Here is a 26,437-nt window from a genome sequence, read left to right as displayed (position 1 = left end):
GGCTGCCCTTGTTCCGTCCTGAGGCACCGCACCACAGCTTTCGCAACGAACGAGATGAGACGATCACATTGGCACTCGACGTCCTGACGGACCTCAAGAAGGTCCGCAACATCGGCATCATGGCGCACATCGACGCCGGCAAGACGACGACGACTGAGCGCATCCTCTTCTACACCGGTGTCAACCGGAAGATGGGCGAGACCCACGACGGCGCCTCGACCACCGACTGGATGGAGCAGGAGAAGGAGCGCGGCATCACGATCACGTCTGCCGCCGTGACCTCCTTCTGGGAGGGCACCCAGATCAACATCATCGACACGCCGGGCCACGTCGACTTCACCGTCGAGGTGGAGCGCTCGCTGCGCGTGCTCGACGGTGCCGTCGCCGTCTTCGACGGCAAGGAGGGCGTCGAGCCCCAGTCCGAGACCGTGTGGCGCCAGGCCGACAAGTACGACGTGCCGCGCATCGCGTTCATCAACAAGATGGACAAGCTCGGTGCCGACTTCTACTTCACCGTGCAGACCATCAAGGACCGCCTCGGTGCGGAGCCGCTCGTGATGCAGCTGCCGATCGGTGCCGAGAACGACTTCATCGGCGTCGTCGACCTGCTCTACATGCGCTCCCTGGTGTGGCCGGGCGACGCCAAGGGTGACGTCACCATGGGCGCCAAGTACGAGATCCAGGAGATCCCGGACGACATGCTCGAGAAGGCCGAGGAGTACCGCACGGCCCTCATCGAGCGCGTCGCCGAGTCCGACGACGCCCTCATGGAGAAGTACCTCGGTGGCGAGGAGCTGTCCGTCGACGAGCTCAAGGCCGGCATCCGCAAGCTGACCGTCACCTCGCAGCTGTACCCCGTGTTCTGTGGCTCCGCCTTCAAGAACCGTGGTGTCCAGCCGATGCTCGACGCGGTCGTCGACTACCTGCCGTCGCCGCTCGACGTGCCCGCCATGAAGGGCCACAAGCCGGGCGACGAGTCGGTCGAGATGACCCGTGAGCCGAGCAAGGACGAGCCGTTCTCCGCGCTGGCCTTCAAGGTTGCCACCCACCCGTTCTTCGGCACCCTCACCTTCATCCGGGTCTACTCCGGCCGCGTCGCCGCGGGCTCGCAGGTGGTCAACTCCACCAAGGGCAAGAAGGAGCGCATCGGCAAGCTCTTCCAGATGCACGCCAACAAGGAGAACCCCGTCGAGGAGGCCCTGGCCGGCCACATCTACGCGGCGATCGGCTTGAAGGACACCACCACCGGTGACACGCTCTGCGACCCGAACCAGCAGATCGTGCTGGAGTCGATGACGTTCCCCGAGCCGGTCATCCAGGTCGCCATCGAGCCCAAGACCAAGGGTGACCAGGAGAAGCTCTCCACCGCGATCCAGAAGCTCTCCGCCGAGGACCCGACCTTCCAGGTCCACCTCGACGAGGAGACCGGCCAGACCATCATCGCCGGCATGGGCGAGCTGCACCTCGACATCCTGGTCGACCGCATGAAGCGGGAGTTCAAGGTCGAGGCGAACGTCGGCAAGCCGCAGGTGGCGTACCGCGAGACCATCCGCCGGTCGGTCGAGAAGTACGACTACACGCACAAGAAGCAGACCGGTGGCTCCGGCCAGTTCGCGAAGGTGCAGATCACCCTCGAGCCCCTGGACACCCAGGAGTCCGGTGAGCTGTACGAGTTCAAGAACGCCGTCACCGGTGGTCGTGTGCCGCGCGAGTACATCCCGTCGGTGGACGCCGGTATCCAGGACGCCATGCAGTACGGCGTGCTGGCCGGCTACCCGATGGTGGGCATCAAGGCCACCTTGGTCGACGGCGCCTACCACGACGTCGACTCCTCGGAGATGGCGTTCAAGATCGCCGGCTCGATGGCGCTGAAGGAGGCCGTCCGCAAGGCGGACCCGGTGCTGCTCGAGCCGATGATGGCCGTCGAGGTGCGCACGCCCGAGGACTACATGGGCGACGTCATCGGCGACATCAACTCCCGTCGTGGCCAGATCCAGGGCATGGAGGACATCTCGGGTGCCAAGGTCGTGCGCGGCCTGGTCCCGCTGTCCGAGATGTTCGGCTACGTCGGCGACCTGCGCTCCAAGACGCAGGGCCGGGCGAGCTTCTCGATGGAGTTCGACTCCTACAACGAGGTCCCCAAGGCCGTCGCCGAGGAGATCATCAAGAAGACCCGGGGTGAGTGACCGGTAGGATGCCGGTCGCACACCGCGATCAGTTACACCCACCCACAAACGGCGCCACGTCCTGCCTGGTCGTACGGCGTAACACAAAACAGTCCTGAGGAGGACCACCAGTGGCGAAGGCAAAGTTCGAGCGGACTAAGCCGCACGTCAACATCGGCACCATCGGTCACATCGACCACGGTAAGACGACGCTGACGGCAGCGATCTCCAAGGTCCTGCACGACAAGTACCCGGACCTGAACCCGCAGTTCGCGTTCGAGGACATCGACAAGGCGCCCGAGGAGAAGCAGCGCGGTATCACCATCTCCATCGCGCACATCGAGTACCAGACGGAGAAGCGTCACTACGCTCACGTCGACTGCCCGGGTCACGCCGACTACGTGAAGAACATGATCACGGGTGCGGCCCAGATGGACGGCGCGATCCTCGTGGTCGCCGCCACCGACGGCCCGATGCCGCAGACGAAGGAGCACGTCCTCCTGGCCCGCCAGGTCGGCGTTCCCTACATCGTCGTGGCCCTCAACAAGGCCGACATGGTCGACGACGAGGAGATCCTCGAGCTCGTCGAGATGGAGGTCCGTGAGCTGCTGTCGTCCTACGAGTTCCCGGGCGACGACCTTCCGGTCGTCAAGGTCTCCGCGCTGAAGGCCCTCGAGGGCGACGCCGAGTGGGGCCAGTCCGTGCTGAACCTCATGGACGCGGTCGACGAGGCCATCCCGGAGCCCGAGCGTGAGGTCGACAAGCCGTTCCTCATGCCCGTCGAGGACGTCTTCACCATCACCGGTCGTGGCACCGTTGTCACCGGCCGTATCGAGCGCGGTGTCCTCAAGGTCAACGAGGAGGTCGAGATCGTCGGCATCCACACCGGCCCGCCGGCCAAGACCACCGTCACCGGCATCGAGATGTTCCGCAAGCTCCTCGACGAGGGTCGTGCGGGCGAGAACGTCGGTCTGCTCCTCCGCGGCACCAAGCGCGAGGACGTCGAGCGCGGCCAGGTCGTCGTGAAGCCGGGCTCGATCACCCCGCACACCGAGTTCGAGGCGAACGTCTACATCCTGTCCAAGGACGAGGGCGGCCGTCACACGCCGTTCTACGACAACTACCGTCCGCAGTTCTACTTCCGTACGACTGACGTGACCGGCGTTGTCCACCTGCCCGAGGGCACCGAGATGGTCATGCCCGGTGACAACACCGAGATGAACGTCGAGCTCATCCAGCCGATCGCCATGGAGGAGGGCCTCAAGTTCGCGATCCGCGAGGGTGGCCGCACCGTGGGCGCCGGCCGCGTCACCAAGATCACCAAGTAACACCTGACGACTCCGTCACAGTGATCTGACGCTCCGAGCAACTGGAGGGCCCCGCAGCTTCTGCTGCGGGGCCCTTCGGCGTTCCCGGCCCACGAGCCGGTATGCCGCGTCCTCGTCTTTGCCTGTTGGTCGTCGCCTGTCGCCGGGGCTCTCGAGGGGCATGACGGCGGCCGCCCTAGACTGGCGGCGCCGGCGCTGGTGCCGGTGGCGGAGGACAGCAGATGAGCACGCGGATCGCCCATGCGGGGCTGCGACGGAAAGTCATGTCGGCCCGGGACGCGGCCGCCCTCATCCGGCCCGGTCAGAACGTCGGCATGAGCGGGTTCACCGGCGCCGGCTACCCCAAGGCGGTGCCCCAGGCGCTGGCCGCGCTCATGGGGGAGCACCGGGCGCGCGGCGAGGACTTCCGCATCGGCGTCTGGACCGGTGCCTCGACCGCTCCCGAGCTCGACGGGGCCCTGGCGGAGGCCGATGGCATCGAGCTCCGCCTGCCCTACCAGTCCGACCCGGTCAGCCGCGCCAAGATCAACGCCGGCACGATGGAGTACATCGACGTGCACCTCTCGCACGTCGCCCAGATGGTGTGGGAGGGCTTCCTCGGCCACCTCGACGTCGCCCTCGTGGAGGTCTCCGGGATCACCGAGGACGGCGACCTCATCCCGTCGAGCTCGGTCGGCAACAACAAGACGTGGATCGACCAGGCCGACGCCGTCATCCTCGAGGTGAACTCGTGGCAGCCGCTGGAGCTCGACGGCATGCACGACATCTACTACGGCACCGCCCTGCCGCCGCACCGCCAGCCGATCATGATCACCGAGCCCGGCGACCGGATCGGGGTGCCGCGGTTCCGGTGCCCGCCCGAGAAGGTCGTGGCCGTCGTCGAGACCCACGCGCCCGACCGGAACTCGGCCTTCAAGGACCCCGACGCCGAGTCGCGGGCGATCGCCGCCCACTTCATCGAGTTCCTCGACCGCGAGGTCGCGTCGGGGCGCATCCCGCCGGGCCTGCTGCCCCTGCAGTCGGGAGTCGGCAACATCGCCAACGCGGTCCTCGCGGGCCTCGCCGACAGCGGGCGCACCGGCCTCACCGCCTACACCGAGGTGCTGCAGGACGGCATGCTCGACCTCCTCGAGTCGGGCACCATCACCCTCGCGTCGGCCACCGCCTTCTCGCTGAGCCCGGCCGGGATCGAGCGCTTCAACGACAACGTGGCCTTCTTCCGTGACCGGATCGTCCTGCGGCCGCAGGAGATCTCCAACCACCCCGAGGTGATCCGCCGGCTCGGCGTCATTGCGAGCAACGGGATGATCGAGGCCGACATCTACGGCAACGTGAACTCCACGCACGTCATGGGCTCACGGATCCAGAACGGCATCGGCGGCTCCGGCGACTTCGCGCGCAACGCCTACATCTCCACGTTCGTGACGCCGTCGACCGCGAAGGGAGGCGCGCTGTCCTGCATCGTGCCGATGGTCTCGCACGTCGACCACACCGAGCACGACGTCGACGTCGTCATCACCGAGCAGGGCCTCGCCGACCTGCGCGGGCTCGCCCCGCGGCGCCGCGCCGCCCGGATCATCGAGCAGTGCGCGCACCCGGCATACCGGCCGATGCTGCACGACTACCTCGAGCGGGCGACGGCCGGTGCGTGGGGGCGGCACACCCCGCACCTGCTCGGAGAGGCCCTCAGCTGGCACCAGCGCTACATCGAGACCGGCACGATGGCGCTCACCCCTGCCGCAGCAGCTCCGCTCCGGCCGACCGCACCGAGCTGACGCCGCTGAGGCCCATGGTGAGCTCGAGCTCGGCCACGAGGTTGGCCAGCACCTCGCGGACGCCCTCACGCCCGGCGACCGCGAGGCCGTAGACCCACGGCCGTCCGACGCCCACGGCGTCGGCGCCCAGCGCCAGGGCCTTGAGGACGTCGGCCCCGGTGCGCACCCCGCTGTCGAGCACGACCACCGTGTCGGGGCCGACCGCCTCCCGGACGTCCGGCAGCGCGTCGAGCGAGGCGATGGCGCCGTCGACCTGGCGACCGCCGTGGTTCGAGACCACCACGCCGCTCGCCCCGGCCTCCACGGCGAGCCGGGCGTCGTCGGGGTGGAGGATTCCTTTGACCAGCACGGGCAGCCGGGTGCGCCGCCGCAGCGTGGCCAGGTCGTCCCAGCCGAGGCCGGGGTTGGAGTAGATGTCCAGGAAGGCCTCGACCGCAGCGCGCGGGACGGGGGAGCGCAGGTTGTCCGCGAACCGGCCGGGGTGGGCCCGGGTGAGGGAGAGCAGCGAGCGCACCGCGGCCGGGGTGACCCGCACCGGGGCCGTCGGCGCACGGGGCGCGGCCAGCCGCTCGGCCACGACCTGCTGGAAGCGCGGGTCCGAGGTGTACTGCGCGATGCCGATGCCCTGGCTGAACGGCAGGCTGCCGAGGGTGAGGTCCTCCGGCCGCCACCCGAGCATCGTCGTGTCGACGGTGACGACGAGCGCGTCGCACCCGATGGCCTCGGCGCGGGCGATCATGCTGTCGACGAGCTGGTCGTCGGTGCTCCAGTACAGCTGGTACCACCGCGGACCCGCGCCCATCGCGGCCGCGACGTCCTCCATCGGGCTGCACCCCTGGCTGGAGATGACGAACGGGATGCCGAGGGCGGCCGCGGCCGACGCCGCCAACCGGTCGCTGTCGGGGTGGGCCAGCGCCGCCGCCCCGATCGGGGACAGGAGCAGGGGAGTGGGCAGCCGCCGTCCGAACAGCTCGACGCCGAGGTCGCGAGCCGTGGAGCCGGCCAGCATGCGCGGGACGATCGACCAGCGCGCGAATGCCGCACGGTTGGCCGCCATGGTCAGCCCGGCCCCGGCCCCACCCGCGACGTAGGCCCACGCCTTGGCTGACATGGCGCGTCGCGCCCGCCGCTCCAGGGCATCGACACCGACGGGCACCCGTGGCCGGCGCCCGAGCACCCCGGCCCGGAAGACCTCGCCCTGGCGGGCTCGGCCGGCATCCGCGGCCGCTCGCTCGGTGCTCGTCATCGTCGCTCCCTGTCGCCGGTGGTGGGTCCGGCGGCCAGTATCGCCCGACGCGCGGGTCGGCGGCGTGGTGCCTACAGTCGAGACAAAGGCGACTTCCCGCACCGAAAGGAGCCCGCGATGGCTCGCGAAGGCACCAGCGTCGAGAAGGCGCAGACAGCACCTCACGAGGACGACAGCCGCAAGCCGGACTCGCCGTCCGACCTCGTGAAGCCGGCGTGGACCTACACGGCCAAGAAGGCGTGGATGGAGTTCGGCCGCGACCAGTGCACCGACCTCGCGGCGGCCCTGACCTACTACGCCGTGCTGGCGATCTTCCCGGCCATGCTCGCCCTGGTCTCCCTGCTCGGCGTGTTCGGCCAGGGCAAGTCGACCACCACCGCGCTGCTCGACATCGTCCGGCAGCTGGGGCAGGGCTCGGCGGCCAACGCCCTGCAGGGGCCCATCGAGCAGATGACCCAGACCCGGGCCGCCGGCTTCGCCTTCGTCTTCGGGATCCTCGGCGCCATCTGGTCGGCCTCGGGCTACATCGGGGCCTTCGGTCGCGCGATGAACCGGATCTACCAGATCGACGAGGGGCGCCCGGTGTGGAAGCTGCGACCGCTGCAGCTCGTGCTCACGCTGGCCGGCGTGATCCTCGTCGCGCTCGTGCTCATCGGCCTCGTCGTGAGCGGCTCGCTCGCGAAGTCGATCGGTGACGTCATCGGCCTGGGCGACACCGCGGTCACGGTCTGGAACATCGCCAAGTGGCCCGTGATGCTCGCGATCGTCGTCGTCCTGGTCGCGGTGCTCTACTACGCGACCCCGAACGTCAAGCAGCCGAAGTTCCGCTGGATGAGCGTGGGCGCCGGCATCGCCATCCTCGTGTGGCTGGTGGCCTCCGTCGCGTTCGGCTTCTACGTCGCCAACTTCGGCTCCTACAACAAGACCTACGGCTCCCTCGCCGGCGTCATCGTCTTCCTGTTGTGGCTGTGGATCACCAACCTGGCCCTGCTCTTCGGGGCCGAGGTCGACGCCGAGCTCGAGCGCTCCCGTGAGCTGCAGGCCGGCATCGAGGCGGAGGAGACGATCCAGCTCCCGCCTCGCGACACCCGCGCCTCGGACAAGAAGGCCGGGAAGCTCCAGGAGAAGGTGGAGGAGGGTCGCCGCCTGCGCGAGGAGGCCCAGCGCAACGAGGTGGCCCCGGGGGCCCACACCGGGGCTCCCAACGGGTCCCAGGACCGCTGAGGCGCCCACACGGCATACCCTGTCGGGCGCTGGACGGGGGGCGCGACGCGCCACGCGCGCGCGGATGCCGGGTGCTCCGGACCCGATTTGGTAGGTCGCCGAGGCTCTGGCACACTGGTCAGGTTGCTTGTCGCGCGTCGCTGACCCATGTCGGCGGTGCCACCCCCGGTGACACACCTCGAACCGGCCGCTGACGCGGGCCGGGGCGACACTCCGGGGAAGCGCAAGCCCCGGCTCCGCCGGATATCTGACAAAAAGCCGCACGACTGCGTGACCACGCATGTCGTCGGACCGTGAAACGGGTGCGACACACCCGACCGCGGGGGTCGGAGATCCGTGAGCCGGCCCTATGCAAGCTGTACGGCGAGAGAGAGACGTAACGGAGATGGCGGGACAGAAGATCCGCATCCGCTTGAAGTCGTATGACCACGAGGTCATCGACAACTCGGCGCGCAAGATCGTCGACACGGTGACCCGTGCTGGCGCGACGGTGGTCGGCCCCGTGCCGCTCCCCACGGAGAAGAACGTCTTCGTGGTCATCCGCTCGCCCCACAAGTACAAGGACAGCCGCGAGCACTTCGAGATGCGAACCCACAAGCGCCTCATCGACATCATCGACCCGACGCCGAAGGCCGTCGACTCGCTGATGCGACTCGACCTGCCGGCTGACGTCAACATCGAGATCAAGCTCTGAGGCTGACGACATGACCACGACTGCTACCAAGACGGTGAAGGGTGTGCTCGGCGAGAAGCTGGGCATGACCCAGGTCTGGGACGCCGAGAACCGGCTCGTCCCCGTGACCGTGATCAAGGCCGGCCCCTGCGTCGTCACCCAGGTGCGCGACGCCGACACCGATGGCTACGCCGCGGTCCAGATCGCCTACGGCGCGATCGACCCGCGCAAGGTCAACAAGCCGATGGGCGGCCACTTCGAGAAGGCCGGCGTGACCCCGCGCCGCCACCTCGTCGAGCTGCGCACCGCCGACGCCGGCGAGTACGCGCTGGGCCAGGAGATCACCGCCGAGTCCTTCGAGGCCGGCCAGGAGATCGACGTCACCGGCACCACCAAGGGCAAGGGCTTCGCGGGCGTCATGAAGCGTCACGGCTTCAAGGGCGTCTCGGCCTCCCACGGTGCGCACCGCAACCACCGCAAGCCGGGCTCGATCGGTGGCTGCGCCACCCCGGGTCGCGTGTTCAAGGGCATGCGCATGGCCGGCCGCATGGGTGGCGTGCGCCAGACCACCCAGAACCTCACCATCCACGCCGTGGACGCGGAGAAGGGTCTGCTGCTCGTCAAGGGTGCCGTTCCCGGCCCCCGCGGCGGCCTCGTCCTGGTTCGCACGGCTGCCAAGGGAGCCTGAGCCTGATGCCTACCACTGAGAAGAACCTGCCCGCCGAGATCTTCGACGTCCAGGTCAACGTCCCCCTGATCCACCAGGTCGTCGTGGCGCAGCTCGCTGCCGCGCGTCAGGGCACGCACTCCACCAAGACCCGCGGCGAGGTCCGCGGCGGTGGCAGGAAGCCCTACCGCCAGAAGGGCACCGGCCGCGCCCGCCAGGGCTCGACCCGCGCGCCGCAGTTCGCCGGCGGTGGCACCGTCCACGGCCCGCAGCCGCGCGACTACGCGCAGCGCACCCCCAAGAAGATGAAGGCCGCCGCCCTGCGCGGTGCCCTCTCGGACCGGGCGCGCCACGGCCGCATCCACGTCGTCGACAGCCTGGTCACCGCTGACGTCCCGTCCGCCAAGGACGCACTGGCGCTGCTGTCCGGCCTGACCGAGCGCAAGAACCTGCTCGTCGTGCTGACGCGCGACGACGAGGTCTCGTTCAAGTCGGTGCGCAACCTGGCCGACGTCCACGTCCTCGTGGCCGACCAGCTGAACACCTACGACGTGCTCTGCGCCGACGACGTCGTCTTCACCCAGGCCGCCCTCGACGCGTTCGTCGCGGGCCCGGCCAAGGCTGACAAGGAGGAGGCCAAGTGAGCGCTCACAAGGACCCCCGCGACATCCTGATCGCACCGGTCGTCTCGGAGAAGTCGTACGGCCTCCTCGACGAGGGCAAGTACACCTTCATCGTCGACCCCCGCGCGAACAAGACCGAGATCAAGATCGCGGTCGAGCGCGTGTTCGGCGTGAAGGTCGACTCGGTCAACACCCTGAACCGTGCGGGCAAGACCCGTCGCACGCGGTTCGGCATCGGAAAGCGCAAGGACACCAAGCGCGCGATCGTCACCCTCCGCGAGGGCTCGATCGACATCTTCGGTGCGGGCGCCTGACGAGCTTGAGGAACTGAGGAACTAGAACATGGGTATCCGTAAGTACAAGCCGACGACGCCTGGTCGCCGCGGCTCGAGCGTGGCCGACTTCGTCGAGGTCACGCGCTCGACCCCGGAGAAGTCGCTGGTCCGTCCGCTGACCAAGACCGGTGGCCGCAACAGCAACGGCCGCATCACCACCCGTCACATCGGTGGTGGCCACAAGCGTGCCTACCGGGTGATCGACTTCCGTCGCCACGACAAGGACGGCGTGCCGGCCAAGGTCGCTCACATCGAGTACGACCCCAACCGCACGGCCCGCATCGCGCTGCTGCACTACGCCGACGGCGAGAAGCGCTACATCCTCGCGCCGAACCGGCTGCGTCAGGGCGACATGATCGAGAACGGCGCGGGCGCCGACATCAAGCCGGGCAACAGCCTGCCGCTGCGCAACATCCCGACCGGTACGGTCATCCACGCCGTCGAGCTGAAGCCCGGTGGCGGCGCGAAGATCGCCCGCTCGGCCGGTGTGCGCGTGCAGCTCGTCGCCAAGGACGGCCCCTACGCCCAGCTGCGCATGCCGTCCGGTGAGATCCGCAACGTCGACCTGCGCTGCCGCGCCACGGTCGGCGAGGTCGGCAACGCCGAGCAGTCCAACATCAACTGGGGCAAGGCCGGCCGCATGCGCTGGAAGGGCAAGCGCCCGACCGTCCGTGGTGTCGCCATGAACCCGGTGGACCACCCGCACGGTGGTGGTGAGGGCAAGACCTCCGGTGGTCGTAACCCGGTGAGCCCGTGGGGCCAGCCGGAGGGCCGCACCCGCCGCCCCGGCAAGCCCAGCGACAAGCTGATCGTTCGCCGCCGCCGTACTGGCAAGAAGCGCTGAGTAGGAGCCTGAAGAAACATGCCTCGTAGCTTGAAGAAGGGCCCCTTCATCGACGACCACCTTCAGAAGAAGGTGGACGCTCAGAACGAAGCGGGCAGCAAGAACGTCATCAAGACCTGGTCGCGTCGCTCGGTGATCTCGCCGGACATGCTGGGTCACACCCTCGCCGTCCACGACGGCCGCAAGCACGTCCCGGTCTTCGTGACCGAGTCGATGGTCGGCCACAAGCTCGGCGAGTTCGCACCGACCCGCACGTTCAAGGGTCACGTGAAGGACGACAAGAAGGGGCGTCGTCGCTGATGGCCGCCTCCACCGACAACAAGGACAACGTGATGGAAGCCAAGGCTGTCGCGCGCCACGTGCGCGTCACGCCGATGAAGGCGCGCCGTGTCGTGGACCTGGTCCGCGGCAAGCAGGCCGTCGAGGCCCTCGCGGTGCTGCAGTTCGCGCCGCAGGCCGCGTCCGACCCGGTCCGGAAGGTGCTGCAGAGCGCCATCGCCAACGCCCGGGTCAAGGCCGACCAGGCCTCCGAGGCGTTCGACGAGCGCAACCTCGTCATCAGCGAGGCCTTCGTGGACGAGGGCCCGACGATGAAGCGGTTCCGCCCGCGCGCCCAGGGCCGGGCCGCCCGCATCAACAAGCGCACGAGCCACATCACCGTGGTCGTCGCCCCGAACCAGAAGTCCAAGGGAGGCAACCGCTAATGGGCCAGAAGGTCAACCCGCACGGCTTCCGTCTGGGCATCACCACCGAGCACAAGAGCCGCTGGTTCGCTGACTCCACCAAGGAGGGCCAGCGCTACCGCGACTACGTCAAGGAGGACGTGGCGATCCGCAAGCTCATGTCCGAGGGCATGGAGCGCGCGGGCATCTCCCGCGTCGAGATCGAGCGCACCCGCGACCGCGTCCGCGTCGACATCCACACCGCCCGCCCGGGCATCGTCATCGGCCGCCGCGGCGCCGAGGCGGACCGCATCCGCGGCGAGCTTGAGAAGCTCACGGGCAAGCAGGTGCAGCTGAACATCCTCGAGGTCAAGAACCCCGAGGTCGACGCCCAGCTGGTGGCCCAGGGCATCGCCGAGCAGCTCTCGGCGCGTGTGTCCTTCCGTCGCGCGATGCGCAAGGGCATGCAGTCCGCCACCCGCGCCGGTGCCAAGGGCATCCGTGTCCAGGTCTCCGGTCGCCTCGGTGGCGCCGAGATGTCCCGCACCGAGTTCTACCGCGAGGGTCGCGTGCCGCTGCACACCCTCCGCGCGAACATCGACTACGGCTTCTACGAGGCCCGCACCACCTTCGGCCGCATCGGCGTGAAGGTGTGGATCTACAAGGGTGACGTCACCGCCCGCGAGCTGGCGCAGCAGCAGGCCGCTGCCCCGCGTCCGTCCCGCGGCCCGCGTCGTGACGGGGCCGACCGCCCCGCCCGCGCCCGCCGCGAGCGTCCCGCTTCCGAGGCCCCCGCGGCCGAGGCGCCGGTGACCGAGGCTGCCGAGGCTGCCAACACCGCTGCCCCGGCGAGCACTGAGGGAGAGTCCTGACATGTTGATTCCTCGTCGAGTCAAGCACCGCAAGCAGCACCACCCCGGCCGGAGTGGCGCTGCGAAGGGTGGCACCACGATCGCGTTCGGCGACTACGGCATCCAGGCCCTCGAGCCCGCCTACGTCACCAACCGCCAGATCGAGTCCGCTCGTATCGCGATGACCCGTTACATGAAGCGTGGCGGAAAGGTCTGGATCAACATCTACCCGGACCGTCCGCTCACCAAGAAGCCTGCCGAGACCCGCATGGGTTCCGGTAAGGGCTCGCCGGAGTGGTGGATCGCAAACGTCAAGCCGGGCCGCGTCATGTTCGAGATCTCCGGTGTGTCCGAGGAGATTGCTCGCGAGGCCCTGCGCCTGGCGATGCACAAGCTGCCGATGAAGTGCCGCTTCGTCCGGCGTGAGGGTGGTGACTTCTGATGGCAGTCGGTTCCAAGGACCTGACGTCGCAGAACCTGCGTGGTCTCGACGACGACCGTCTGGTCGACGAGCTCCGCAAGGCCAAGGAGGAGCTGTTCAACCTCCGGTTCCAGTCGGCCACCGGCCAGCTGGACAACCACGGCCGTCTGCGCGCCGTCCGCAAGGACATCGCGCGGATCTACACCGAGATGCGTGAGCGCGAGCTCAACATCGGCCGGGAGGAGCAGGCATGAGCGAGAACACGAAGGATGAGGCCGTGAAGGCAGCTGCGGACCGCAACTACCGCAAGACCCGTCAGGGCTATGTCGTCAGCGACAAGATGGACAAGACCGTCGTGGTCGAGGTCGAGGACCGCGTGAAGCACGCGCTCTACGGCAAGGTCATCCGTCGCACCAGCAAGGTCAAGGCCCACGACGAGCAGAACACCGCCGGTGTCGGCGACCGTGTGCTGCTGATGGAGACCCGCCCGCTCTCGGCCACCAAGCGCTGGCGCGTGGTGGAGATCCTCGAGAAGGCCAAGTAAGCGAGCACGACCAGGCCGCACGCGGCATGCCGGACCCGTCCGGTGTGCCGCGCACGACCGAAACGAAACCACCCACAGTTCGGCCAGGCTCAGCCGGGTAGCGCCCCGGGGAGAACCAGCTCGACGACAGGAGTTAGACAGTGATCCAGCAGGAGTCGCGACTGCGCGTCGCCGACAACACCGGTGCCAAGGAGATCCTTTGCATCCGTGTTCTCGGTGGTTCCGGTCGTCGTTACGCCGGCATCGGTGACGTGATCGTCGCCACCGTCAAGGACGCCATCCCGGGCGGCAACGTCAAGAAGGGCGACGTCGTCAAGGCCGTCATCGTGCGGACCTCCAAGGAGCGTCGCCGCCAGGACGGTTCCTACATCAAGTTCGACGAGAACGCCGCAGTCATCCTCAAGGGTGACGGCGACCCTCGTGGTACCCGCATCTTCGGCCCCGTCGGCCGCGAGCTGCGTGAGAAGAAGTTCATGAAGATCATCTCGCTGGCGCCGGAGGTGCTCTGACCCATGGCTGCAAAGATGAAGATCAAGAAGGGCGACCTCGTCCAGGTCCTCACGGGCAAGGACAAGGCCAAGCAGGGCAAGGTCATCGCGGTCTACCCCGACACCCAGCGTGTGCTGGTCGAGGGCGTCAACCGCGTCACCCGCCACACCAAGGCCGGTCAGACGGCGCGCGGCTCGCGCACCGGCGGCCTGGTGGTGCAGGAGGCCCCGGTGCACATCAGCAACGTGGCCGTGGTCGACCCGTCCGACAAGAAGCCGACCCGGATCAAGACCCGCGTCGAGAGCGTGGAGCGCGACGGCCGCCAGAAGGCGTCCCGCACCCGCGTCTCCGTGCGCTCTGGTAAGGACCTCTGATGACTGAGATTGCCACCAAGCCCCGCCTCAAGCAGCGGTACGCGGACGAGATCAAGGGCCAGCTGCAGAAGCAGTTCGGCCACGAGAACGTCATGCAGGTGCCGGGCGTTGTCAAGGTCGTCGTCAACATGGGTGTCGGCGACGCCGCCCGTGACGCCAAGCTCATCGAGGGTGCGGTCCGCGACCTGACCGCCATCACCGGCCAGAAGCCGGTCGTGACCCGGGCCCGCAAGTCCATCGCGCAGTTCAAGCTGCGCGAGGGCATGCCGATCGGCGCGCACACCACGCTGCGCGGCGACCGGATGTGGGAGTTCCTCGACCGCCTGGTCAGCGTCGGGCTGCCCCGTATCCGCGACTTCCGTGGCCTCTCGCCGCGTCAGTTCGACGGCCGTGGCAACTACACGTTCGGCCTCAACGAGCAGTCGATGTTCCACGAGATCGACCAGGACAAGATCGACCGCGTGCGTGGCATGGACATCACCGTGGTGACCAGCGCCACCAACGACGACGAGGGTCGCGCCCTGCTCAAGGCGCTGGGCTTCCCCTTCAAGGAGAACTGACATGGCCAAGACCGCACTGATCAACAAGGCCAACAAGACGCCGAAGTTCAAGGTCCGCGCCTACACGCGCTGCCAGCGTTGTGGCCGTCCCCACTCGGTGTACCGCAAGTTCGGCCTGTGCCGTGTCTGCCTCCGCGAGATGGCGCACCGCGGCGAGCTCCCCGGTATCACCAAGAGCTCCTGGTAAGAGTCCAGCAACATCCACTGTTTTGATCGTTCTACATCGAAGGTCGCTGCACACAGCAGTGAAACCGCGGTGAGAGAGGGCGGAGAAGCCCATGACAATGACTGACCCGATTGCGGACATGCTGACCCGCGTCCGGAACGCCAACTCGGCGCACCACGACGCAGTCTCCATGCCGTTTTCCAAGCTGAAGTCCCACATCGCCGAGATCCTCCAGGCCGAGGGCTACATCGCCGGCTGGAAGGTCGAGGACGCCGAGGTCGGCAAGACGCTGACCATCGAGCTGAAGTACGGCCCGAACCGCGAGCGGTCCATCGCCGGCGTGCGTCGGGTGTCCAAGCCCGGTCTGCGCGTCTACGCGAAGTCCACCAACCTTCCCAAGGTGCTCGGTGGGCTCGGTGTGGCCATCATTTCCACGTCGTCTGGCCTCCTCACGGATCGTCAGGCGGCTTCCAAGGGTGTGGGCGGGGAAGTCCTCGCCTACGTCTGGTAAGGGGTAACCGACATGTCGCGTATTGGACGACTTCCTGTCGCCGTCCCGAGCGGTGTCGACATCACCATCGACGGCCAGGCCGTCACGGTGAAGGGCCCCAAGGGCGAGCTGAAGCACGTTGTGGCCGAGCCGATCACCGTGGAGAAGGGTGACGAGGGCATCGCGGTCAAGCGCCCGAACGACGAGCGCCAGTCCCGTGCCCTGCACGGCCTGACCCGCTCGCTCATCAACAACATGGTCCTCGGTGTCACCGAGGGCTACGAGAAGAAGATGGAGATCCACGGCACGGGTTACCGCGTGGCCAACAAGGGCGGGAACCTCGAGTTCGCGCTCGGCTACAGCCACCCGATCACCGTGGAGGCCCCCGAGGGCATCTCCTTCGCTGTCGAGACCCCCACCCGGTTCTCGGTCCAGGGCATCGACAAGCAGCTGGTTGGCGAGGTTGCCGCGAACATCCGCAAGCTGCGCAAGCCCGACCCGTACAAGGGCAAGGGTGTGCGGTACTCGGGCGAGCACATCCGCCGCAAGGTCGGAAAGGCTGGTAAGTAAGCCATGGCAATGATCGTCAAGCGAGCCAAGGGCAAGTCCGCTGCACGCGGGCGTCGCCACCTGCGCGTCCGCAAGAAGGTGTCCGGCACCGCGATGCGTCCGCGCCTGGTCGTGTCGCGCTCGTCGCGCCACGTCTTCGTGCAGATCGTCGACGACACGGTCGGCAAGACCGTCGCGTCGGCCTCCACCATGGAGGCGGACCTGCGCACGTTCGAGGGTGACAAGACTGCGAAGGCGCGTCGTGTCGGTGAGCTCGTCGCCGAGCGCGCCAAGAGCGCCGGTGTCGAGGCCGTCGTCTTCGACCGTGGCGGCAACAAGTACCACGGCCGTATCGCCGCCATCGCCGACGGCGCCCGCGAGGGTGGGCTGTCGCTGTGACCCAGAACCAGATCGCAACCGTTGAGATGAGGAACATCTGATGCCCGGACCCCAGCGTCGAGGCACTGGAGCCGCTGGCGACAACGCCCGTGGCGAGCGCGGTGACCGCCGCGACCGCCGCGACAACCGTCGCGACGGCGGCCGCGACCAGGCCGAGAAGAACGCCTACGTCGAGCGCGTGGTGACCATCAACCGCGTTGCCAAGGTCGTCAAGGGTGGCCGCCGCTTCAGCTTCACCGCCCTCGTGGTGGTCGGCGACGGCGACGGCACCGTGGGTGTCGGCTACGGCAAGGCCAAGGAGGTCCCCGCGGCCATCGCCAAGGGTGTTGAGGAGGCCAAGAAGCAGTTCTTCAAGGTCCCGCGCATCCAGGGCACCATCCCGCACCCCGTGCAGGGTGAGGCCGCTGCCGGTGTCGTCATGCTGCGCCCGGCCGCTCCCGGTACCGGTGTGATCGCCGGTGGCCCGGTCCGCGCCGTGCTCGAGTGCGCCGGTATCCACGACGTGCTCAGCAAGTCGCTCGGCTCCAGCAACGCCATCAACATCGTCCACGCGACCGTCGAGGCCCTCAAGGGCCTCGAGCGTCCCGAGGCGGTCGCGGCTCGCCGTGGCCTGCCGCTGGACCAGGTCGCGCCGGCTGCGATGCTGCGCGCCCAGGCTGCCGGCCGTGAGGCCGCTGCCGCCGCGAAGGCTGGTGCGTGATGGCTCGTCTGAAGGTGACCCAGACCCGTTCCGAGATCGGTGGCAAGCAGAACCAGCGTGACACGCTGCGCAGCCTCGGTCTGAAGCGCATCGGCGACGTCGTCGTCAAGGAGGACCGCCCCGAGATCCGCGGGATGGTCCGCACCGTGACGCACCTCGTCGCCGTCGAGGAGGTTGACTGACCATGGCTACCAAGAAGGCAGCCGACACCGCCGCCACGTCGGAGGGTGCGGCCCTGAAGGTGCACCACCTGCGTCCCGCCCCGGGTGCCAAGACCGCCAGGACCCGTGTGGGTCGCGGTGAGGGCTCCAAGGGCAAGACCGCCGGTCGCGGCACCAAGGGCACCAAGGCCCGCTACCAGGTCCCGGAGCGCTTCGAGGGTGGCGCCATGCCGCTCCACATGCGCCTGCCGAAGCTGCGTGGGTTCAAGAACCCGTTCAAGGTGCAGTACCAGGTCGTGAACCTCGACCGCATCTCGGCGCTGTACCCCGAGGGTGGCGACGTCACCGCGACCGACCTCGCGGCCAAGGGCGCGGTCCGCGCCGGCCAGCCGGTCAAGGTGCTCGGCACCGGCGAGATCACCGTCAAGGTGAACGTCACCGCCGACAAGTTCTCGGCCACGGCCAAGGACAAGATCGAGGCGGCCGGCGGCTCCGTGACGGCGAACGCCTGAGCTTGCACCGCACCTCGCAGCACCCCAGCAGTACCTGAGCGCCCCGGGCGCCGGGCCGTAGCGGTCCGGTTCCCGGGGCTACTCGCAGGAGCGGTAGAGTTCCCGTCAACGGGGGCGGGGTATTGTTCCGTGGGCTGCGCAGAAGAACCTGCGCCGGATCCACCACTCCGGCGAGCCAGCCCCAGCCACACCAGCCACGTCGCGGGGAACCCGCACCACACCCCCGCAGCACCCAGGAGGACCAGTGCTCACCGCCTTCACCCGAGCGTTCAAGACGCCGGACCTGCGCAGGAAGCTGCTGTTCACCTTCGGGATCATCGCGATCTTCCGCCTCGGCAGCCACGTCCCCGTCCCGGGGGTGAGCTACTCGGCGGTCCAGGCGTGCATCAAGAACGCCCCGACCACGACGGGCGTGCTGGGCCTGGCCAACCTGTTCAGCGGCGGCGCGCTGCTCCAGCTGTCGATCTTCGCGCTCGGCATCATGCCGTACATCACCGCGAGCATCATCGTGCAGCTGCTCACCGTGGTCATCCCGCGGTTCGAGGCCCTCAAGAAGGAGGGCCAGCAGGGCCAGACCAAGATGACGCAGTACACCCGCTACCTGACCATCGGTCTGGCGGTGCTGCAGTCCTCGACCCTGATCACGTTCGCGCAGAACCCGCAGAACCTGTTCGGCCCCACCTGCACCAGCATCCTCCCGAACGACTCGATCCCGACTCTGGTGATCATGGTGCTCACCATGACCGCCGGCACCGGCCTGGTGATGTGGCTCGGCGAGCTCGTCACCGACAAGGGCATCGGCAACGGCATGTCGCTGCTGATCTTCACCTCGATCGCGGCCTCGTTCCCGAGCTCGCTGTGGGCGATCCAGCAGCGCGACGGCCGCTGGGACATCTTCTTCGGCGTGATCCTGCTCGGCTTCCTCATCATCGCGCTCGTCGTCTTCGTCGAGCAGAGCCAGCGGCGCATCCCCGTGCAGTACGCCAAGCGCCAGGTGGGCCGCCAGATGTACGGCGGCACCTCGACCTATATCCCGCTCAAGGTCAACATGGCCGGCGTCATCCCGGTCATCTTCGCCAGCTCGCTGCTGGCCCTGCCGACCCTGGTCGCGCAGTTCAACCGCTCTGCGACCGGCAACCAGCCGGGCTGGGTGACCTGGATCGACGCGAACCTCGTCAAGGGTGACCACCCCATCTACATGGCTCTCTACATCGGGCTGATCCTGTTCTTCACGTTCTTCTACGTGTCGATCACGTTCAACCCCACCGAGGTCGCCGACAACATGAAGAAGTACGGCGGCTTCATCCCAGGCATCCGGGCCGGGCGACCCACGGCGGAGTACCTGGACTACGTGATCACCCGCATCACGGTTCCCGGGGCCATCTACCTGGCCCTGATCTCGCTGATCCCGCTCGTTGCGCTCGTGCTCGTCGGCGCCAACCAGAACTTCCCGTTCGGTGGCACGTCCATCCTGATCATCGTCGGTGTTGGTCTGGAAACCGTGAAGCAGATCGAGTCCCAGCTGCAGCAGCGTCACTACGAAGGGTTCCTCCGCTGATGCGTCTCATCATCCTCGGCCCTCCCGGTGCGGGTAAGGGCACCCAGGCCACGCGCGTGGCCGCCCGGCTCGGCATCCCCGCCATCTCCACCGGCGACATCTTCCGCGCCAACATCAAGAACGAGACCGAGCTCGGCAGGCAGGTCAAGGACATCTTGGCCTCCGGCGGCTACGTCACCGACGAGATCACCAACGCCATCGTGCGCGACCGCCTCCGCGAGGCCGACGCCGAGGGCGGCTTCCTGCTCGACGGCTACCCGCGGACCCTGGCCCAGGTCGACGCGCTCGACGCGATGCTGGCCGAGGACGGCCAGGCCCTCGACGCGGTGATCGAGCTCACCGTCGACGAGGACGCCGTCGTGCACCGGCTGCTCAAGCGGGCCGAGATCGAGGGCCGCGCCGACGACACCGAGGAGGTCATCCGCGAGCGGCAGGCCATCTACCGCCGCGAGACCGCCCCGCTCGCCGACGTCTACGCCGGCCGCGAGCTCCTGGTGCAGGTCGACGGCATGGGTGAGGTCGACGAGGTCACCTCCCGCATCGACGACGCGCTCAAGGGGGCGCGGCGCTCCTGATGTTCGGCCGGTCCCGTATCGACACCAAGACCCCGGACCAGATCGCCGTCATGCGGCGGGCTGGCCTGGTGGTGGGGCAGACCCTCCAGCTGCTGGCACAGACCGTGCGGCCGGGGATGACGACCCTCCAGCTCGACGAGCTCGCCGAGGAGCACATCCTGGGCAGCGGCGCGACGCCGTCGTTCAAGGGCGTGCCCGGCTACCGGCACACGCTCTGCACGTCGGTGAACCAGGAGGTCGTCCACGGCATCCCGGGTGGGCGCGTGCTCACCGAGGGCGACCTGCTCTCCATCGACTGCGGGGCGATCGTCGACGGCTGGCACGGTGACGCCGCGATCTCGGTGATCGTCGGCGGCCGCGAGGCGGGGCGCCCCGAGGACCTCGCCCTCATCGACGCCACCGAGGACTCGATGTGGGCCGGCATCGCCGCTTTGGCCGTGGGCCAGCCCCTGTATGCCGTCGGCGCGGCTGTCGAGGACAGCATCACCGCCGCGGGGGAGCGGGACGAGCGCGAGTACGGCATCGTCGAGGACTACGTCGGGCACGGGATCGGCACCGAGATGCACGAGGACCCGCAGGTCCCGAACTACCGCGTGCGCGACAAGGGGCCGACCGTGCGCTCCGGCGTCACCGTGGCGATCGAGCCGATGGTGACCCTCGGCACGGCGGACACCCACGTCCTCGAGGACGAGTGGACGGTCGTGACGACCGACGGCTCGCGGGCCGCCCACTGGGAGAACTCGGTCGCGGTGACCGACGAGGGCCTGTGGGTGCTGACCTCCCTCGACGGCGGTCAGGCGCGGCTGGAAGCCGCCGGCGCGGCATACGCACCGCTCGCCTGAGCCGCCGGCGCGGACCGGGGCATGGGCGGGGGGATGGACGGCGGCAGGGATGGTCGGCCCGCTCTCGTCCCCGTGCTGGCCACGCTGTGGCGCGGCTGGACCGACTTGGTGGCGGGGCTCGACGAGAACTCCTAGACAACGGGCCGACCCGGTAGGGCGCAGCGGCACGCGGCGTTCGTGCGGCGCGCCGCGGCGGCCTACGACGGCGCGGCCGGGCTGGTGGCCCAGTGGACGGACACCGCCCGGCAGCCGCCCGCGCCGCGGAGGCGGCGGACCCTCGTGCCCGGGTGGGCACCCAGGGGGTCGTGCTCGCGGTGCCCGACTTCGTGAGCACGTTGGTGGTCGAGGCCGCCGTGCACGGGCTCGACCTGACCGTGGCGCTCGAGGCCCCCGGGCTGCCCGGGCCGGCGCTGCCCCAGCCGGCACTGCGCGAGACGGTCGAGGTGACCACCGCGCTGCTGGGCAGGTCGTTCCCTGCAGGCTGGGGTGACGCCGGGGGAGTGCTGCGCGCGACGGGCCGCGTGCCGTTGACGGAGGAGGACCGGGTGGCGCTGGGTCCGGCGGCCGACGCGGTGCCGGTGCTGCGGTGAGGGCGCTGGCGCGATTTCCCTGATCGTGGTAGCAGCCCTTAGACTGATGCGTCGGCATGCGTGTCTGCGTGTGCCGACTGCAGTTGTGCCTGTCCCAACCTGGGGTGGGCCGAGTCACGGATTGTGGAGGATATGGCGAAGAAGGACGGTGTCATTGAGATCGAGGGCACGATCGTCGAGGCTCTGCCGAACGCGATGTTCCGCGTGGAGCTGACCAACGGTCACAAGGTTCTCGCTCACATTTCGGGCAAGATGCGTCAGCACTACATCCGGATCCTCCCCGAGGACCGGGTTGTCGTCGAGCTCAGCCCCTATGACCTGACCCGCGGCCGCATCGTCTTCCGCTACCGCTGACGAGCAAGACCTGCCGCCCCGCCGGGGCGGTGGTGCCAGATCGACACAGACAGCAGAGGCAATGAAGGTTCAGCCGAGCGTCAAGAAGATCTGCGACAAGTGCAAGGTGATCCGCCGTCACGGCCGGGTCATGGTGATCTGCGAGAACCTGCGCCACAAGCAGCGCCAGGGCTGAGCAGGCCTCCGGCCTAGCACGAACCGCATCTCTTCGAAGAAGCGCGACACAAGTGAATGACTGCAGTACCCGGCCCCTGTCGGCCCGACCGTCGAGTCGGCCCAGGACGTCACCCTCGGCTCGGAGGCCGAGGACCGGATCCCTCCACACCAGAGCGAGGGACGACATCCGGACTGGTACTGCTCCAGACCTCCGAGTGATCAAAGGAAACTGAACAAGATGGCACGTCTTGTTGGTGTCGACCTGCCGCGCGAGAAGCGCGTCGAGGTCGCTCTCACCTACATCTTCGGGGTGGGTCGCACCACCTCCAAGGAAGCTCTCGCGGCCACGGGCGTCGACCCGAACACCCGCGTGCGCGACCTCGGGGACGAGGAGCTCGTGAAGCTCCGCGACTACCTCGACGCGAACGTCAAGATGGAGGGTGACCTCCGTCGCGAGATCCAGGCCGACATCCGCCGCAAGGTCGAGATCGGCTCCTACGAGGGTCTGCGTCACCGTCGCGGCCTGCCCGTGCGCGGCCAGCGCACCAAGACCAACGCGCGCACCCGCAAGGGCCCGAAGCGCACCGTCGCCGGTAAGAAGAAGGTCGGTAAGTAATGCCCCCCAAGAGCCGTACTGCGGCCGGCGCCAAGAAGGTGCGCCGCAAGGAGAAGAAGAACGTCGCCCACGGGCACGCTCACATCAAGAGCACGTTCAACAACACCATCATCTCGATCACCGACCCGACCGGGGCCGTGATCTCGTGGGCCTCGGCCGGCCAGGTCGGCTTCAAGGGCTCGCGCAAGTCCACCCCGTTCGCCGCGCAGATGGCCGCCGAGGCTGCCGCCCGCCGCGCCATGGAGCACGGCATGCGCAAGGTCGACGTCTTCGTCAAGGGCCCGGGTTCCGGTCGTGAGACCGCCATCCGCTCCCTGACCGCCACCGGCCTCGAGGTCGGCGCGATCAGCGACGTCACGCCCTCGCCGCACAACGGTGTCCGCCCGCCCAAGCGCCGCCGCGTCTGACTAACGGGAAAGGTAGATAACAACTCATGGCCCGTTACACCGGACCGATCACCAAGAAGTCGCGTCGCCTCAAGGTCGACCTCGTCGGCGGCGACAAGAACTTCGAGCTCCGTCCCTTCCCGCCCGGCCAGCACGGCCGTCGCCGGATGCAGGAGAAGGAGTACCTCACCCAGCTGCAGGAGAAGCAGAAGGCTCGCTTCACCTACGGCGTCATGGAGAAGCAGTTCCGCGGTTACTACGAGGAGGCCTCGCGCCGCTCGGGCAAGACCGGTGACAACCTGCTGCAGATCCTCGAGTCCCGCCTGGACAACGTGGTCTACCGCGCCGGCCTGGCCCGCACCCGTCGTGCGGCTCGCCAGCTGGTGACCCACGGCCACTTCGAGGTCAACGGCGTGCGCGTGGACGTCCCGTCCTACCGCGTCGAGCAGTACGACATCATCACCGTGCGCAAGCAGTCCGTGAACACGTTCCCGTTCGAGCTGGCCCGCCAGACGTTCGGTGAGCGCCCGGTCCCGGCCTGGATGCAGGTCGTCCCCGGCTCGCTGCAGATCCTCATCCACCAGCTGCCCGTCCGTGAGCAGATCGACACGATCCTCACCGAGCAGCTCATCGTCGAGCTCTACTCCAAGAGCTGACCCGCGATCCGTATGCCGCGTGCGCCCCGTGCGTACGCGGCATACGGGCGCACTGGTCTGGTCTGCGGACAGAGGCAGCCAGACAGCCGGTCGGACCGGCACTTTCACAAGGCGTCAAATAGCGGTCGCCTGTGGGAAGGAAGATCACCGTGCTGATTGCACAGCGCCCCACCCTCGGCGAAGAGGTCGTTGCGGACAACCGCAGCCGCTTCGTCATCGAGCCCCTCGAGCCCGGCTTCGGCTACACGCTCGGCAACTCGCTCCGTCGCACCCTGCTCTCGAGCATCCCGGGTGCCGCGGTGACCAGCATCCGCATCGACGGCGTGCTGCACGAGTTCTCCACGATCCCCGGGGTCAAGGAGGACGTCACCGAGATCATCCTCAACGTCAAGGGCCTGGTCGTCTCCTCGGAGCACGACGAGCCGGTCGTGATGTACCTGCGCAAGCAGGGCCCCGGCGCGGTCACCGCCGCCGACATCGCCCCGCCCGCGGGTGTCGAGGTGCACAACCCCGACCTGCACATCGCCACGCTGAACGGCAAGGGCAAGATCGAGATGGAGCTGACCGTCGAGCGCGGTCGCGGCTACGTCTCGGCCGCCCAGAACAAGTCCGGCGACCAGGAGATCGGCCGCATCCCGGTCGACTCCATCTACAGCCCGGTCCTGGCCGTGACCTACAAGGTCGAGGCGACCCGTGTCGAGCAGCGCACCGACTTCGACAAGCTGATCGTCGACGTCGAGACCAAGAACTCGATGGCTCCCCGCGACGCCATGGCGTCCGCCGGCAAGACCCTGGTCGAGCTGTTCGGCCTGGCCCGCGAGCTCAACGTCGAGGCCGAGGGCATCGACATGGGTCCGTCGCCGACCGACGCGGCCCTGGCCGCTGACCTGGCGCTGCCGATCGAGGACCTCGACCTGACCGTCCGGTCGTACAACTGCCTCAAGCGCGAGGGCATCCACACCGTGGGTGAGCTCGTGAGCCGCAGCGAGGCGGACCTGCTCGACATCCGCAACTTCGGTGCGAAGTCGATCGACGAGGTCAAGGCGAAGCTGGTCGGCATGGGTCTGGCGCTCAAGGACAGCCCGCCCGGGTTCGACCCGAGCGCGATCGCTGACTCCTACGGCGACGACTACGACGAGACGGCCGACGACGACCAGTCGTTCGCCGAGGACGAGCAGCTCTGACCGACCGTACGGTCCCCATCCAAGGAGAACCTGAACCATGCCCACCCCCACCAAGGGTCCCCGTCTCGGCGGCGGTCCGGCTCACGAGCGGCTGATCCTGGCCAACCTGGCCACCTCGCTGTTCGAGAACGACTCGATCACCACCACCGAGGCCAAGGCCAAGCGGCTGCGCCCCCTCGCCGAGCGTCTGATCACCTTCGCCAAGCGCGGTGACCTGCACGCCCGTCGCCGGGTCATGACCGTCGTCCGTGACAAGGGCGTCGTGCACCGTCTCTTCACCGAGATCGCGCCCGACATGGCGGAGCGGCCGGGTGGCTACACCCGCATCACCAAGATTGGCGCCCGCAAGGGTGACAACGCCCCCATGGCCGTGATCGAGCTCGTCCGCGAGCCCATCGCCAAGAAGGCCACCGTCAAGGAGGCCGAGGCCGCCACCAAGCGCGCGGCCAAGGACGCCAAGAAGGCGGAGAAGCCGGCGAAGGACGAGGAGGTCGTGGAGGTCGAGGTCGAGCAGACCGAGGCCACCGAGGCCGCCGAGGCCGCCGCTGAGCTGCCCCAGGGCGCTGTCGCCGCGAACGAGGACGGCTCGTCCCCCGACGACGCCTACACCGTCAAGGGCAACATGAACTCGATGAAGTACCACGAGCCGGATGGCCAGTGGTTCGAGCAGACCGTTGCCGAGGTGTGGTTCCAGTCCGCCGAGGACGCCGAGGCCGCTGGCTTCACGAAGGCCGGCGCCTGAGCAACCGCTCCGGCTGGTCACTGACGAAGGCCGCTCACCCTCCGGGGTGGGCGGCCTTCGCCGTCGCCGGGGGCTGCCGGGTCGTAGGGTGGCCGCGTGGAGCAGGCAGAGGTGAGCGGCAGCTCGGCGGCCGCGTCGCTGCGGGTGCGGGTCGACCTCGCCTACGACGGCACCGACTTCTCCGGCTGGGCCGCCCAGCCCGGCCGCCGCACCGTCGAGGGGGAGCTGACCGCCGCCGTGACGACGATGCTGCGGGCTGCGGAACCGGTGAAGCTGACGGTGGCGGGTCGCACCGACGCCGGGGTGCACGCCCGGGGGCAGGTCGTGCACGCCGACCTCGACGCGGCGGCCTGGGCCGCCGTGCCGGGCCGCTCCGACCGCCCTCCGGAGGCCGCGGCCGTCACCCGCCTGAACGGCATCCTGCCGCCGGACATCGTCGTGCGCCGGGTGCGGCAGGCGCCCGAGGGGTTCGACGCCCGCTTCTCCGCCGTGCGGCGGCGCTACCTCTACCGGATCTGCGACGACCCCGCGTCGCTCGACCCGCTGCGGCGGCGTGACACGGTGGTCTCCAGGAACGCGCTCGACGTCGAGGTGATGGATGCAGCGGCGCGCACGCTGCTCGGCTTGAACGACTTCGCGGCGTTCTGCAAGAAGCGCGAGGGCGCCACGACCGTGCGCACGCTCCTGTCCTACCGCTGGGCCCGGCTCGACGACGGCACGCTGGCCGGCACCGTCGAGGCCGACGCGTTCTGCCACTCGATGGTGCGCGCCCTCGTAGGGGCCGTGGTGCCGGTGGGCGAGGGACGGCGGCCCGCCGAGTGGCCCGCCCAGGTGCTGGCCGCTCGCCGACGCGACCCGGCGGTGTCCGTCATGCCGGCCCACGGGCTGTCGCTGGAGGAGGTCGTCTACCCGCCCGACGAGGAGCTGGCCGCGAGGGCTGAGCAGGCCAGGTCGGTGCGCGTCCTCTCCGAGTGAGGGGGCCCGCGTGGGCCCGGGGCGAGACCGCGTGCCCCGGACGAG

Annotated in this window: 37 protein-coding genes and 1 pseudogene; 37 read left to right on the top strand and 1 reads right to left on the bottom strand. The window is 68.6% G+C overall.

The window, feature by feature from the left end:
* Positions 1-68: 68 nt before the first annotated feature.
* From fusA to scpC, 3 genes are all read left to right on the top strand, one after another.
* Positions 69-2,186: an elongation factor G gene (fusA, locus tag BMW78_RS03555; RefSeq protein WP_091756384.1), complete on the top strand. Its 2,118-nt coding sequence runs from the start codon at positions 69-71 to the stop codon at positions 2,184-2,186.
* 110 nt (positions 2,187-2,296) lie between these two features.
* The gene (gene tuf, locus BMW78_RS03550; RefSeq protein WP_091756382.1) at positions 2,297-3,493 is read left to right on the top strand and encodes an elongation factor Tu; all 1,197 of its coding nucleotides are present in this window, start codon (positions 2,297-2,299) and stop codon (positions 3,491-3,493) included.
* Positions 3,494-3,714: 221 nt separating this feature from the next.
* The gene (gene scpC, locus BMW78_RS03545; protein ID WP_091756380.1) at positions 3,715-5,268 is read left to right on the top strand and encodes a succinyl-CoA:acetate CoA-transferase ScpC; all 1,554 of its coding nucleotides are present in this window, start codon (positions 3,715-3,717) and stop codon (positions 5,266-5,268) included.
* Here the strand turns inward: scpC and BMW78_RS03540 are convergent.
* The gene (locus BMW78_RS03540; RefSeq protein ID WP_091756378.1) at positions 5,222-6,514 is read right to left on the bottom strand and encodes an alpha-hydroxy-acid oxidizing protein; all 1,293 of its coding nucleotides are present in this window, start codon (positions 6,512-6,514) and stop codon (positions 5,222-5,224) included. The two genes, scpC and BMW78_RS03540, sit on opposite strands and share 47 nt — an antisense overlap.
* A gap of 117 nt (positions 6,515-6,631) precedes the next feature.
* Here BMW78_RS03540 and BMW78_RS03535 point away from each other — a divergent pair, with 117 nt between their 5' ends.
* From BMW78_RS03535 to truA, 34 genes and pseudogenes are all read left to right on the top strand, one after another.
* Positions 6,632-7,738 (top strand): YihY/virulence factor BrkB family protein, encoded by a 1,107-nt coding sequence (locus BMW78_RS03535; protein ID WP_218144203.1) that lies wholly within the window; start codon positions 6,632-6,634, stop codon positions 7,736-7,738.
* A gap of 385 nt (positions 7,739-8,123) precedes the next feature.
* Entirely contained in the window at positions 8,124-8,432 is a 309-nt protein-coding gene (gene rpsJ, locus BMW78_RS03530) for a 30S ribosomal protein S10 (protein ID WP_009775966.1), read from the top strand.
* Positions 8,433-8,442: 10 nt separating this feature from the next.
* Positions 8,443-9,099, top strand: a complete 657-nt coding sequence (gene rplC / locus BMW78_RS03525) for a 50S ribosomal protein L3 (protein ID WP_091756376.1) — start codon at positions 8,443-8,445, stop codon at positions 9,097-9,099.
* Between the two features lie 5 nt (positions 9,100-9,104).
* Positions 9,105-9,722, top strand: coding sequence for a 50S ribosomal protein L4 (rplD, locus tag BMW78_RS03520; protein ID WP_091756374.1), 618 nt, complete (start codon positions 9,105-9,107; stop codon positions 9,720-9,722).
* Complete coding sequence (rplW, locus tag BMW78_RS03515) at positions 9,719-10,015, top strand: 50S ribosomal protein L23 (RefSeq protein ID WP_091756372.1); 297 nt, start codon at positions 9,719-9,721, stop codon at positions 10,013-10,015. The genes rplD and rplW overlap by 4 nt, the downstream gene beginning before the upstream one ends.
* A 28-nt stretch (positions 10,016-10,043) precedes the next feature.
* Entirely contained in the window at positions 10,044-10,880 is an 837-nt protein-coding gene (gene rplB / locus BMW78_RS03510) for a 50S ribosomal protein L2 (RefSeq protein WP_091756370.1), read from the top strand.
* Positions 10,881-10,898: 18 nt separating this feature from the next.
* Positions 10,899-11,180: a 30S ribosomal protein S19 gene (gene rpsS / locus BMW78_RS03505; protein ID WP_091756369.1), complete on the top strand. Its 282-nt coding sequence runs from the start codon at positions 10,899-10,901 to the stop codon at positions 11,178-11,180.
* Between the two features lie 32 nt (positions 11,181-11,212).
* A complete protein-coding gene (gene rplV, locus BMW78_RS03500; protein WP_091756575.1) occupies positions 11,213-11,584 on the top strand; it encodes a 50S ribosomal protein L22 in 372 nt (123 codons plus the stop codon).
* Positions 11,584-12,414: a 30S ribosomal protein S3 gene (gene rpsC, locus BMW78_RS03495; protein ID WP_091756367.1), complete on the top strand. Its 831-nt coding sequence runs from the start codon at positions 11,584-11,586 to the stop codon at positions 12,412-12,414. The genes rplV and rpsC overlap by 1 nt, the downstream gene beginning before the upstream one ends.
* 1 nt (position 12,415) lies before the next feature.
* A complete protein-coding gene (gene rplP / locus BMW78_RS03490; protein WP_091756365.1) occupies positions 12,416-12,835 on the top strand; it encodes a 50S ribosomal protein L16 in 420 nt (139 codons plus the stop codon).
* A pseudogene (gene rpmC / locus BMW78_RS03485) lies at positions 12,835-13,065 on the top strand (50S ribosomal protein L29); the annotation flags it as partial. The gene rplP and the pseudogene rpmC, both read left to right, overlap by 1 nt.
* Entirely contained in the window at positions 13,065-13,358 is a 294-nt protein-coding gene (gene rpsQ / locus BMW78_RS03480) for a 30S ribosomal protein S17 (protein ID WP_091756361.1), read from the top strand. The pseudogene rpmC and the gene rpsQ, both read left to right, overlap by 1 nt.
* A gap of 140 nt (positions 13,359-13,498) precedes the next feature.
* Complete coding sequence (gene rplN, locus BMW78_RS03475; protein ID WP_091756359.1) at positions 13,499-13,867, top strand: 50S ribosomal protein L14; 369 nt, start codon at positions 13,499-13,501, stop codon at positions 13,865-13,867.
* 3 nt (positions 13,868-13,870) lie between these two features.
* On the top strand, positions 13,871-14,221 hold the full coding sequence (rplX, locus tag BMW78_RS03470) for a 50S ribosomal protein L24 (protein WP_091756357.1): 351 nt from the start codon (positions 13,871-13,873) through the stop codon (positions 14,219-14,221).
* Complete coding sequence (gene rplE / locus BMW78_RS03465) at positions 14,221-14,781, top strand: 50S ribosomal protein L5 (protein ID WP_091756355.1); 561 nt, start codon at positions 14,221-14,223, stop codon at positions 14,779-14,781. Before rplX ends, rplE begins: the two co-directional genes overlap by 1 nt.
* A 1-nt stretch (position 14,782) precedes the next feature.
* A complete protein-coding gene (locus BMW78_RS03460; protein ID WP_091756353.1) occupies positions 14,783-14,968 on the top strand; it encodes a type Z 30S ribosomal protein S14 in 186 nt (61 codons plus the stop codon).
* A 91-nt stretch (positions 14,969-15,059) separates the two neighbouring features.
* Entirely contained in the window at positions 15,060-15,458 is a 399-nt protein-coding gene (rpsH, locus tag BMW78_RS03455) for a 30S ribosomal protein S8 (protein ID WP_091756351.1), read from the top strand.
* 12 nt (positions 15,459-15,470) lie between these two features.
* A complete protein-coding gene (gene rplF, locus BMW78_RS03450; RefSeq protein ID WP_091756349.1) occupies positions 15,471-16,007 on the top strand; it encodes a 50S ribosomal protein L6 in 537 nt (178 codons plus the stop codon).
* Between the two features lie 3 nt (positions 16,008-16,010).
* The gene (gene rplR, locus BMW78_RS03445; protein WP_091756347.1) at positions 16,011-16,385 is read left to right on the top strand and encodes a 50S ribosomal protein L18; all 375 of its coding nucleotides are present in this window, start codon (positions 16,011-16,013) and stop codon (positions 16,383-16,385) included.
* 40 nt (positions 16,386-16,425) lie between these two features.
* Entirely contained in the window at positions 16,426-17,085 is a 660-nt protein-coding gene (gene rpsE / locus BMW78_RS03440) for a 30S ribosomal protein S5 (RefSeq protein ID WP_091756345.1), read from the top strand.
* Positions 17,085-17,267, top strand: coding sequence for a 50S ribosomal protein L30 (gene rpmD, locus BMW78_RS03435; RefSeq protein WP_091756343.1), 183 nt, complete (start codon positions 17,085-17,087; stop codon positions 17,265-17,267). Before rpsE ends, rpmD begins: the two co-directional genes overlap by 1 nt.
* 2 nt (positions 17,268-17,269) lie before the next feature.
* Complete coding sequence (rplO, locus tag BMW78_RS03430) at positions 17,270-17,758, top strand: 50S ribosomal protein L15 (RefSeq protein WP_091756341.1); 489 nt, start codon at positions 17,270-17,272, stop codon at positions 17,756-17,758.
* Positions 17,759-18,002: 244 nt separating this feature from the next.
* On the top strand, positions 18,003-19,316 hold the full coding sequence (gene secY, locus BMW78_RS03425) for a preprotein translocase subunit SecY (RefSeq protein WP_091756339.1): 1,314 nt from the start codon (positions 18,003-18,005) through the stop codon (positions 19,314-19,316).
* Positions 19,316-19,891 (top strand): adenylate kinase, encoded by a 576-nt coding sequence (locus tag BMW78_RS03420; protein ID WP_091756336.1) that lies wholly within the window; start codon positions 19,316-19,318, stop codon positions 19,889-19,891. The genes secY and BMW78_RS03420 overlap by 1 nt, the downstream gene beginning before the upstream one ends.
* On the top strand, positions 19,891-20,733 hold the full coding sequence (map, locus tag BMW78_RS03415) for a type I methionyl aminopeptidase (RefSeq protein WP_091756334.1): 843 nt from the start codon (positions 19,891-19,893) through the stop codon (positions 20,731-20,733). The genes BMW78_RS03420 and map overlap by 1 nt, the downstream gene beginning before the upstream one ends.
* 287 nt (positions 20,734-21,020) lie before the next feature.
* Positions 21,021-21,323 carry a hypothetical protein gene (locus BMW78_RS03410; RefSeq protein ID WP_218144202.1) on the top strand — a complete coding sequence of 101 codons (303 nt, stop codon included), beginning with the start codon at positions 21,021-21,023 and terminating at the stop codon, positions 21,321-21,323.
* 132 nt (positions 21,324-21,455) lie between these two features.
* On the top strand, positions 21,456-21,677 hold the full coding sequence (gene infA, locus BMW78_RS03405) for a translation initiation factor IF-1 (protein ID WP_006946284.1): 222 nt from the start codon (positions 21,456-21,458) through the stop codon (positions 21,675-21,677).
* A gap of 61 nt (positions 21,678-21,738) precedes the next feature.
* On the top strand, positions 21,739-21,852 hold the full coding sequence (rpmJ, locus tag BMW78_RS03400) for a 50S ribosomal protein L36 (RefSeq protein ID WP_010148647.1): 114 nt from the start codon (positions 21,739-21,741) through the stop codon (positions 21,850-21,852).
* A gap of 219 nt (positions 21,853-22,071) precedes the next feature.
* Positions 22,072-22,449 (top strand): 30S ribosomal protein S13, encoded by a 378-nt coding sequence (gene rpsM / locus BMW78_RS03395; protein WP_091756331.1) that lies wholly within the window; start codon positions 22,072-22,074, stop codon positions 22,447-22,449.
* Complete coding sequence (rpsK, locus tag BMW78_RS03390; RefSeq protein WP_091756329.1) at positions 22,449-22,856, top strand: 30S ribosomal protein S11; 408 nt, start codon at positions 22,449-22,451, stop codon at positions 22,854-22,856. The genes rpsM and rpsK overlap by 1 nt, the downstream gene beginning before the upstream one ends.
* 26 nt (positions 22,857-22,882) lie before the next feature.
* Positions 22,883-23,491: a 30S ribosomal protein S4 gene (gene rpsD, locus BMW78_RS03385; RefSeq protein WP_091756327.1), complete on the top strand. Its 609-nt coding sequence runs from the start codon at positions 22,883-22,885 to the stop codon at positions 23,489-23,491.
* Positions 23,492-23,640: 149 nt separating this feature from the next.
* A complete protein-coding gene (locus tag BMW78_RS03380; protein WP_091756325.1) occupies positions 23,641-24,675 on the top strand; it encodes a DNA-directed RNA polymerase subunit alpha in 1,035 nt (344 codons plus the stop codon).
* Positions 24,676-24,712: 37 nt separating this feature from the next.
* Positions 24,713-25,417 (top strand): 50S ribosomal protein L17, sunset domain variant, encoded by a 705-nt coding sequence (rplQ, locus tag BMW78_RS03375; protein WP_091756323.1) that lies wholly within the window; start codon positions 24,713-24,715, stop codon positions 25,415-25,417.
* Between the two features lie 138 nt (positions 25,418-25,555).
* A complete protein-coding gene (gene truA, locus BMW78_RS03370) occupies positions 25,556-26,392 on the top strand; it encodes a tRNA pseudouridine(38-40) synthase TruA (RefSeq protein ID WP_091756573.1) in 837 nt (278 codons plus the stop codon).
* The last annotated feature ends 45 nt before the right edge of the window (positions 26,393-26,437 follow it).

Origin of the sequence: Pedococcus cremeus, from assembly GCF_900111375.1 — a bacterium.
Lineage (GTDB): Bacteria > Actinomycetota > Actinomycetes > Actinomycetales > Dermatophilaceae > Pedococcus_A > Pedococcus_A cremeus.
The sequence above is the reverse complement of the archived record's forward strand: the minus strand, read 5'-3'. Positions and strand labels throughout refer to the sequence as shown.

Coding starts and splice junctions, on each gene's coding strand:
- scpC (WP_091756380.1), top strand. CDS start 3,715: ATGAGCACGCGGATCGCCCATGCGGGGCTGCGACGGAAAGTCATGTCG.
- BMW78_RS03540 (WP_091756378.1), bottom strand. CDS start 6,514: ATGACGAGCACCGAGCGAGCGGCCGCGGATGCCGGCCGAGCCCGCCAG.
- BMW78_RS03535 (WP_218144203.1), top strand. CDS start 6,632: ATGGCTCGCGAAGGCACCAGCGTCGAGAAGGCGCAGACAGCACCTCAC.
- rpsJ (WP_009775966.1), top strand. CDS start 8,124: ATGGCGGGACAGAAGATCCGCATCCGCTTGAAGTCGTATGACCACGAG.
- rplC (WP_091756376.1), top strand. CDS start 8,443: ATGACCACGACTGCTACCAAGACGGTGAAGGGTGTGCTCGGCGAGAAG.
- rplD (WP_091756374.1), top strand. CDS start 9,105: ATGCCTACCACTGAGAAGAACCTGCCCGCCGAGATCTTCGACGTCCAG.
- rplB (WP_091756370.1), top strand. CDS start 10,044: ATGGGTATCCGTAAGTACAAGCCGACGACGCCTGGTCGCCGCGGCTCG.
- rpsS (WP_091756369.1), top strand. CDS start 10,899: ATGCCTCGTAGCTTGAAGAAGGGCCCCTTCATCGACGACCACCTTCAG.
- rplV (WP_091756575.1), top strand. CDS start 11,213: ATGGAAGCCAAGGCTGTCGCGCGCCACGTGCGCGTCACGCCGATGAAG.
- rpsC (WP_091756367.1), top strand. CDS start 11,584: ATGGGCCAGAAGGTCAACCCGCACGGCTTCCGTCTGGGCATCACCACC.
- rplP (WP_091756365.1), top strand. CDS start 12,416: ATGTTGATTCCTCGTCGAGTCAAGCACCGCAAGCAGCACCACCCCGGC.
- rpsQ (WP_091756361.1), top strand. CDS start 13,065: ATGAGCGAGAACACGAAGGATGAGGCCGTGAAGGCAGCTGCGGACCGC.
- rplX (WP_091756357.1), top strand. CDS start 13,871: ATGGCTGCAAAGATGAAGATCAAGAAGGGCGACCTCGTCCAGGTCCTC.
- rplE (WP_091756355.1), top strand. CDS start 14,221: ATGACTGAGATTGCCACCAAGCCCCGCCTCAAGCAGCGGTACGCGGAC.
- BMW78_RS03460 (WP_091756353.1), top strand. CDS start 14,783: ATGGCCAAGACCGCACTGATCAACAAGGCCAACAAGACGCCGAAGTTC.
- rpsH (WP_091756351.1), top strand. CDS start 15,060: ATGACAATGACTGACCCGATTGCGGACATGCTGACCCGCGTCCGGAAC.
- rplF (WP_091756349.1), top strand. CDS start 15,471: ATGTCGCGTATTGGACGACTTCCTGTCGCCGTCCCGAGCGGTGTCGAC.
- rplR (WP_091756347.1), top strand. CDS start 16,011: ATGGCAATGATCGTCAAGCGAGCCAAGGGCAAGTCCGCTGCACGCGGG.
- rpsE (WP_091756345.1), top strand. CDS start 16,426: ATGCCCGGACCCCAGCGTCGAGGCACTGGAGCCGCTGGCGACAACGCC.
- rpmD (WP_091756343.1), top strand. CDS start 17,085: ATGGCTCGTCTGAAGGTGACCCAGACCCGTTCCGAGATCGGTGGCAAG.
- rplO (WP_091756341.1), top strand. CDS start 17,270: ATGGCTACCAAGAAGGCAGCCGACACCGCCGCCACGTCGGAGGGTGCG.
- BMW78_RS03420 (WP_091756336.1), top strand. CDS start 19,316: ATGCGTCTCATCATCCTCGGCCCTCCCGGTGCGGGTAAGGGCACCCAG.
- map (WP_091756334.1), top strand. CDS start 19,891: ATGTTCGGCCGGTCCCGTATCGACACCAAGACCCCGGACCAGATCGCC.
- infA (WP_006946284.1), top strand. CDS start 21,456: ATGGCGAAGAAGGACGGTGTCATTGAGATCGAGGGCACGATCGTCGAG.
- rpmJ (WP_010148647.1), top strand. CDS start 21,739: ATGAAGGTTCAGCCGAGCGTCAAGAAGATCTGCGACAAGTGCAAGGTG.
- rpsM (WP_091756331.1), top strand. CDS start 22,072: ATGGCACGTCTTGTTGGTGTCGACCTGCCGCGCGAGAAGCGCGTCGAG.
- rpsK (WP_091756329.1), top strand. CDS start 22,449: ATGCCCCCCAAGAGCCGTACTGCGGCCGGCGCCAAGAAGGTGCGCCGC.
- rpsD (WP_091756327.1), top strand. CDS start 22,883: ATGGCCCGTTACACCGGACCGATCACCAAGAAGTCGCGTCGCCTCAAG.
- rplQ (WP_091756323.1), top strand. CDS start 24,713: ATGCCCACCCCCACCAAGGGTCCCCGTCTCGGCGGCGGTCCGGCTCAC.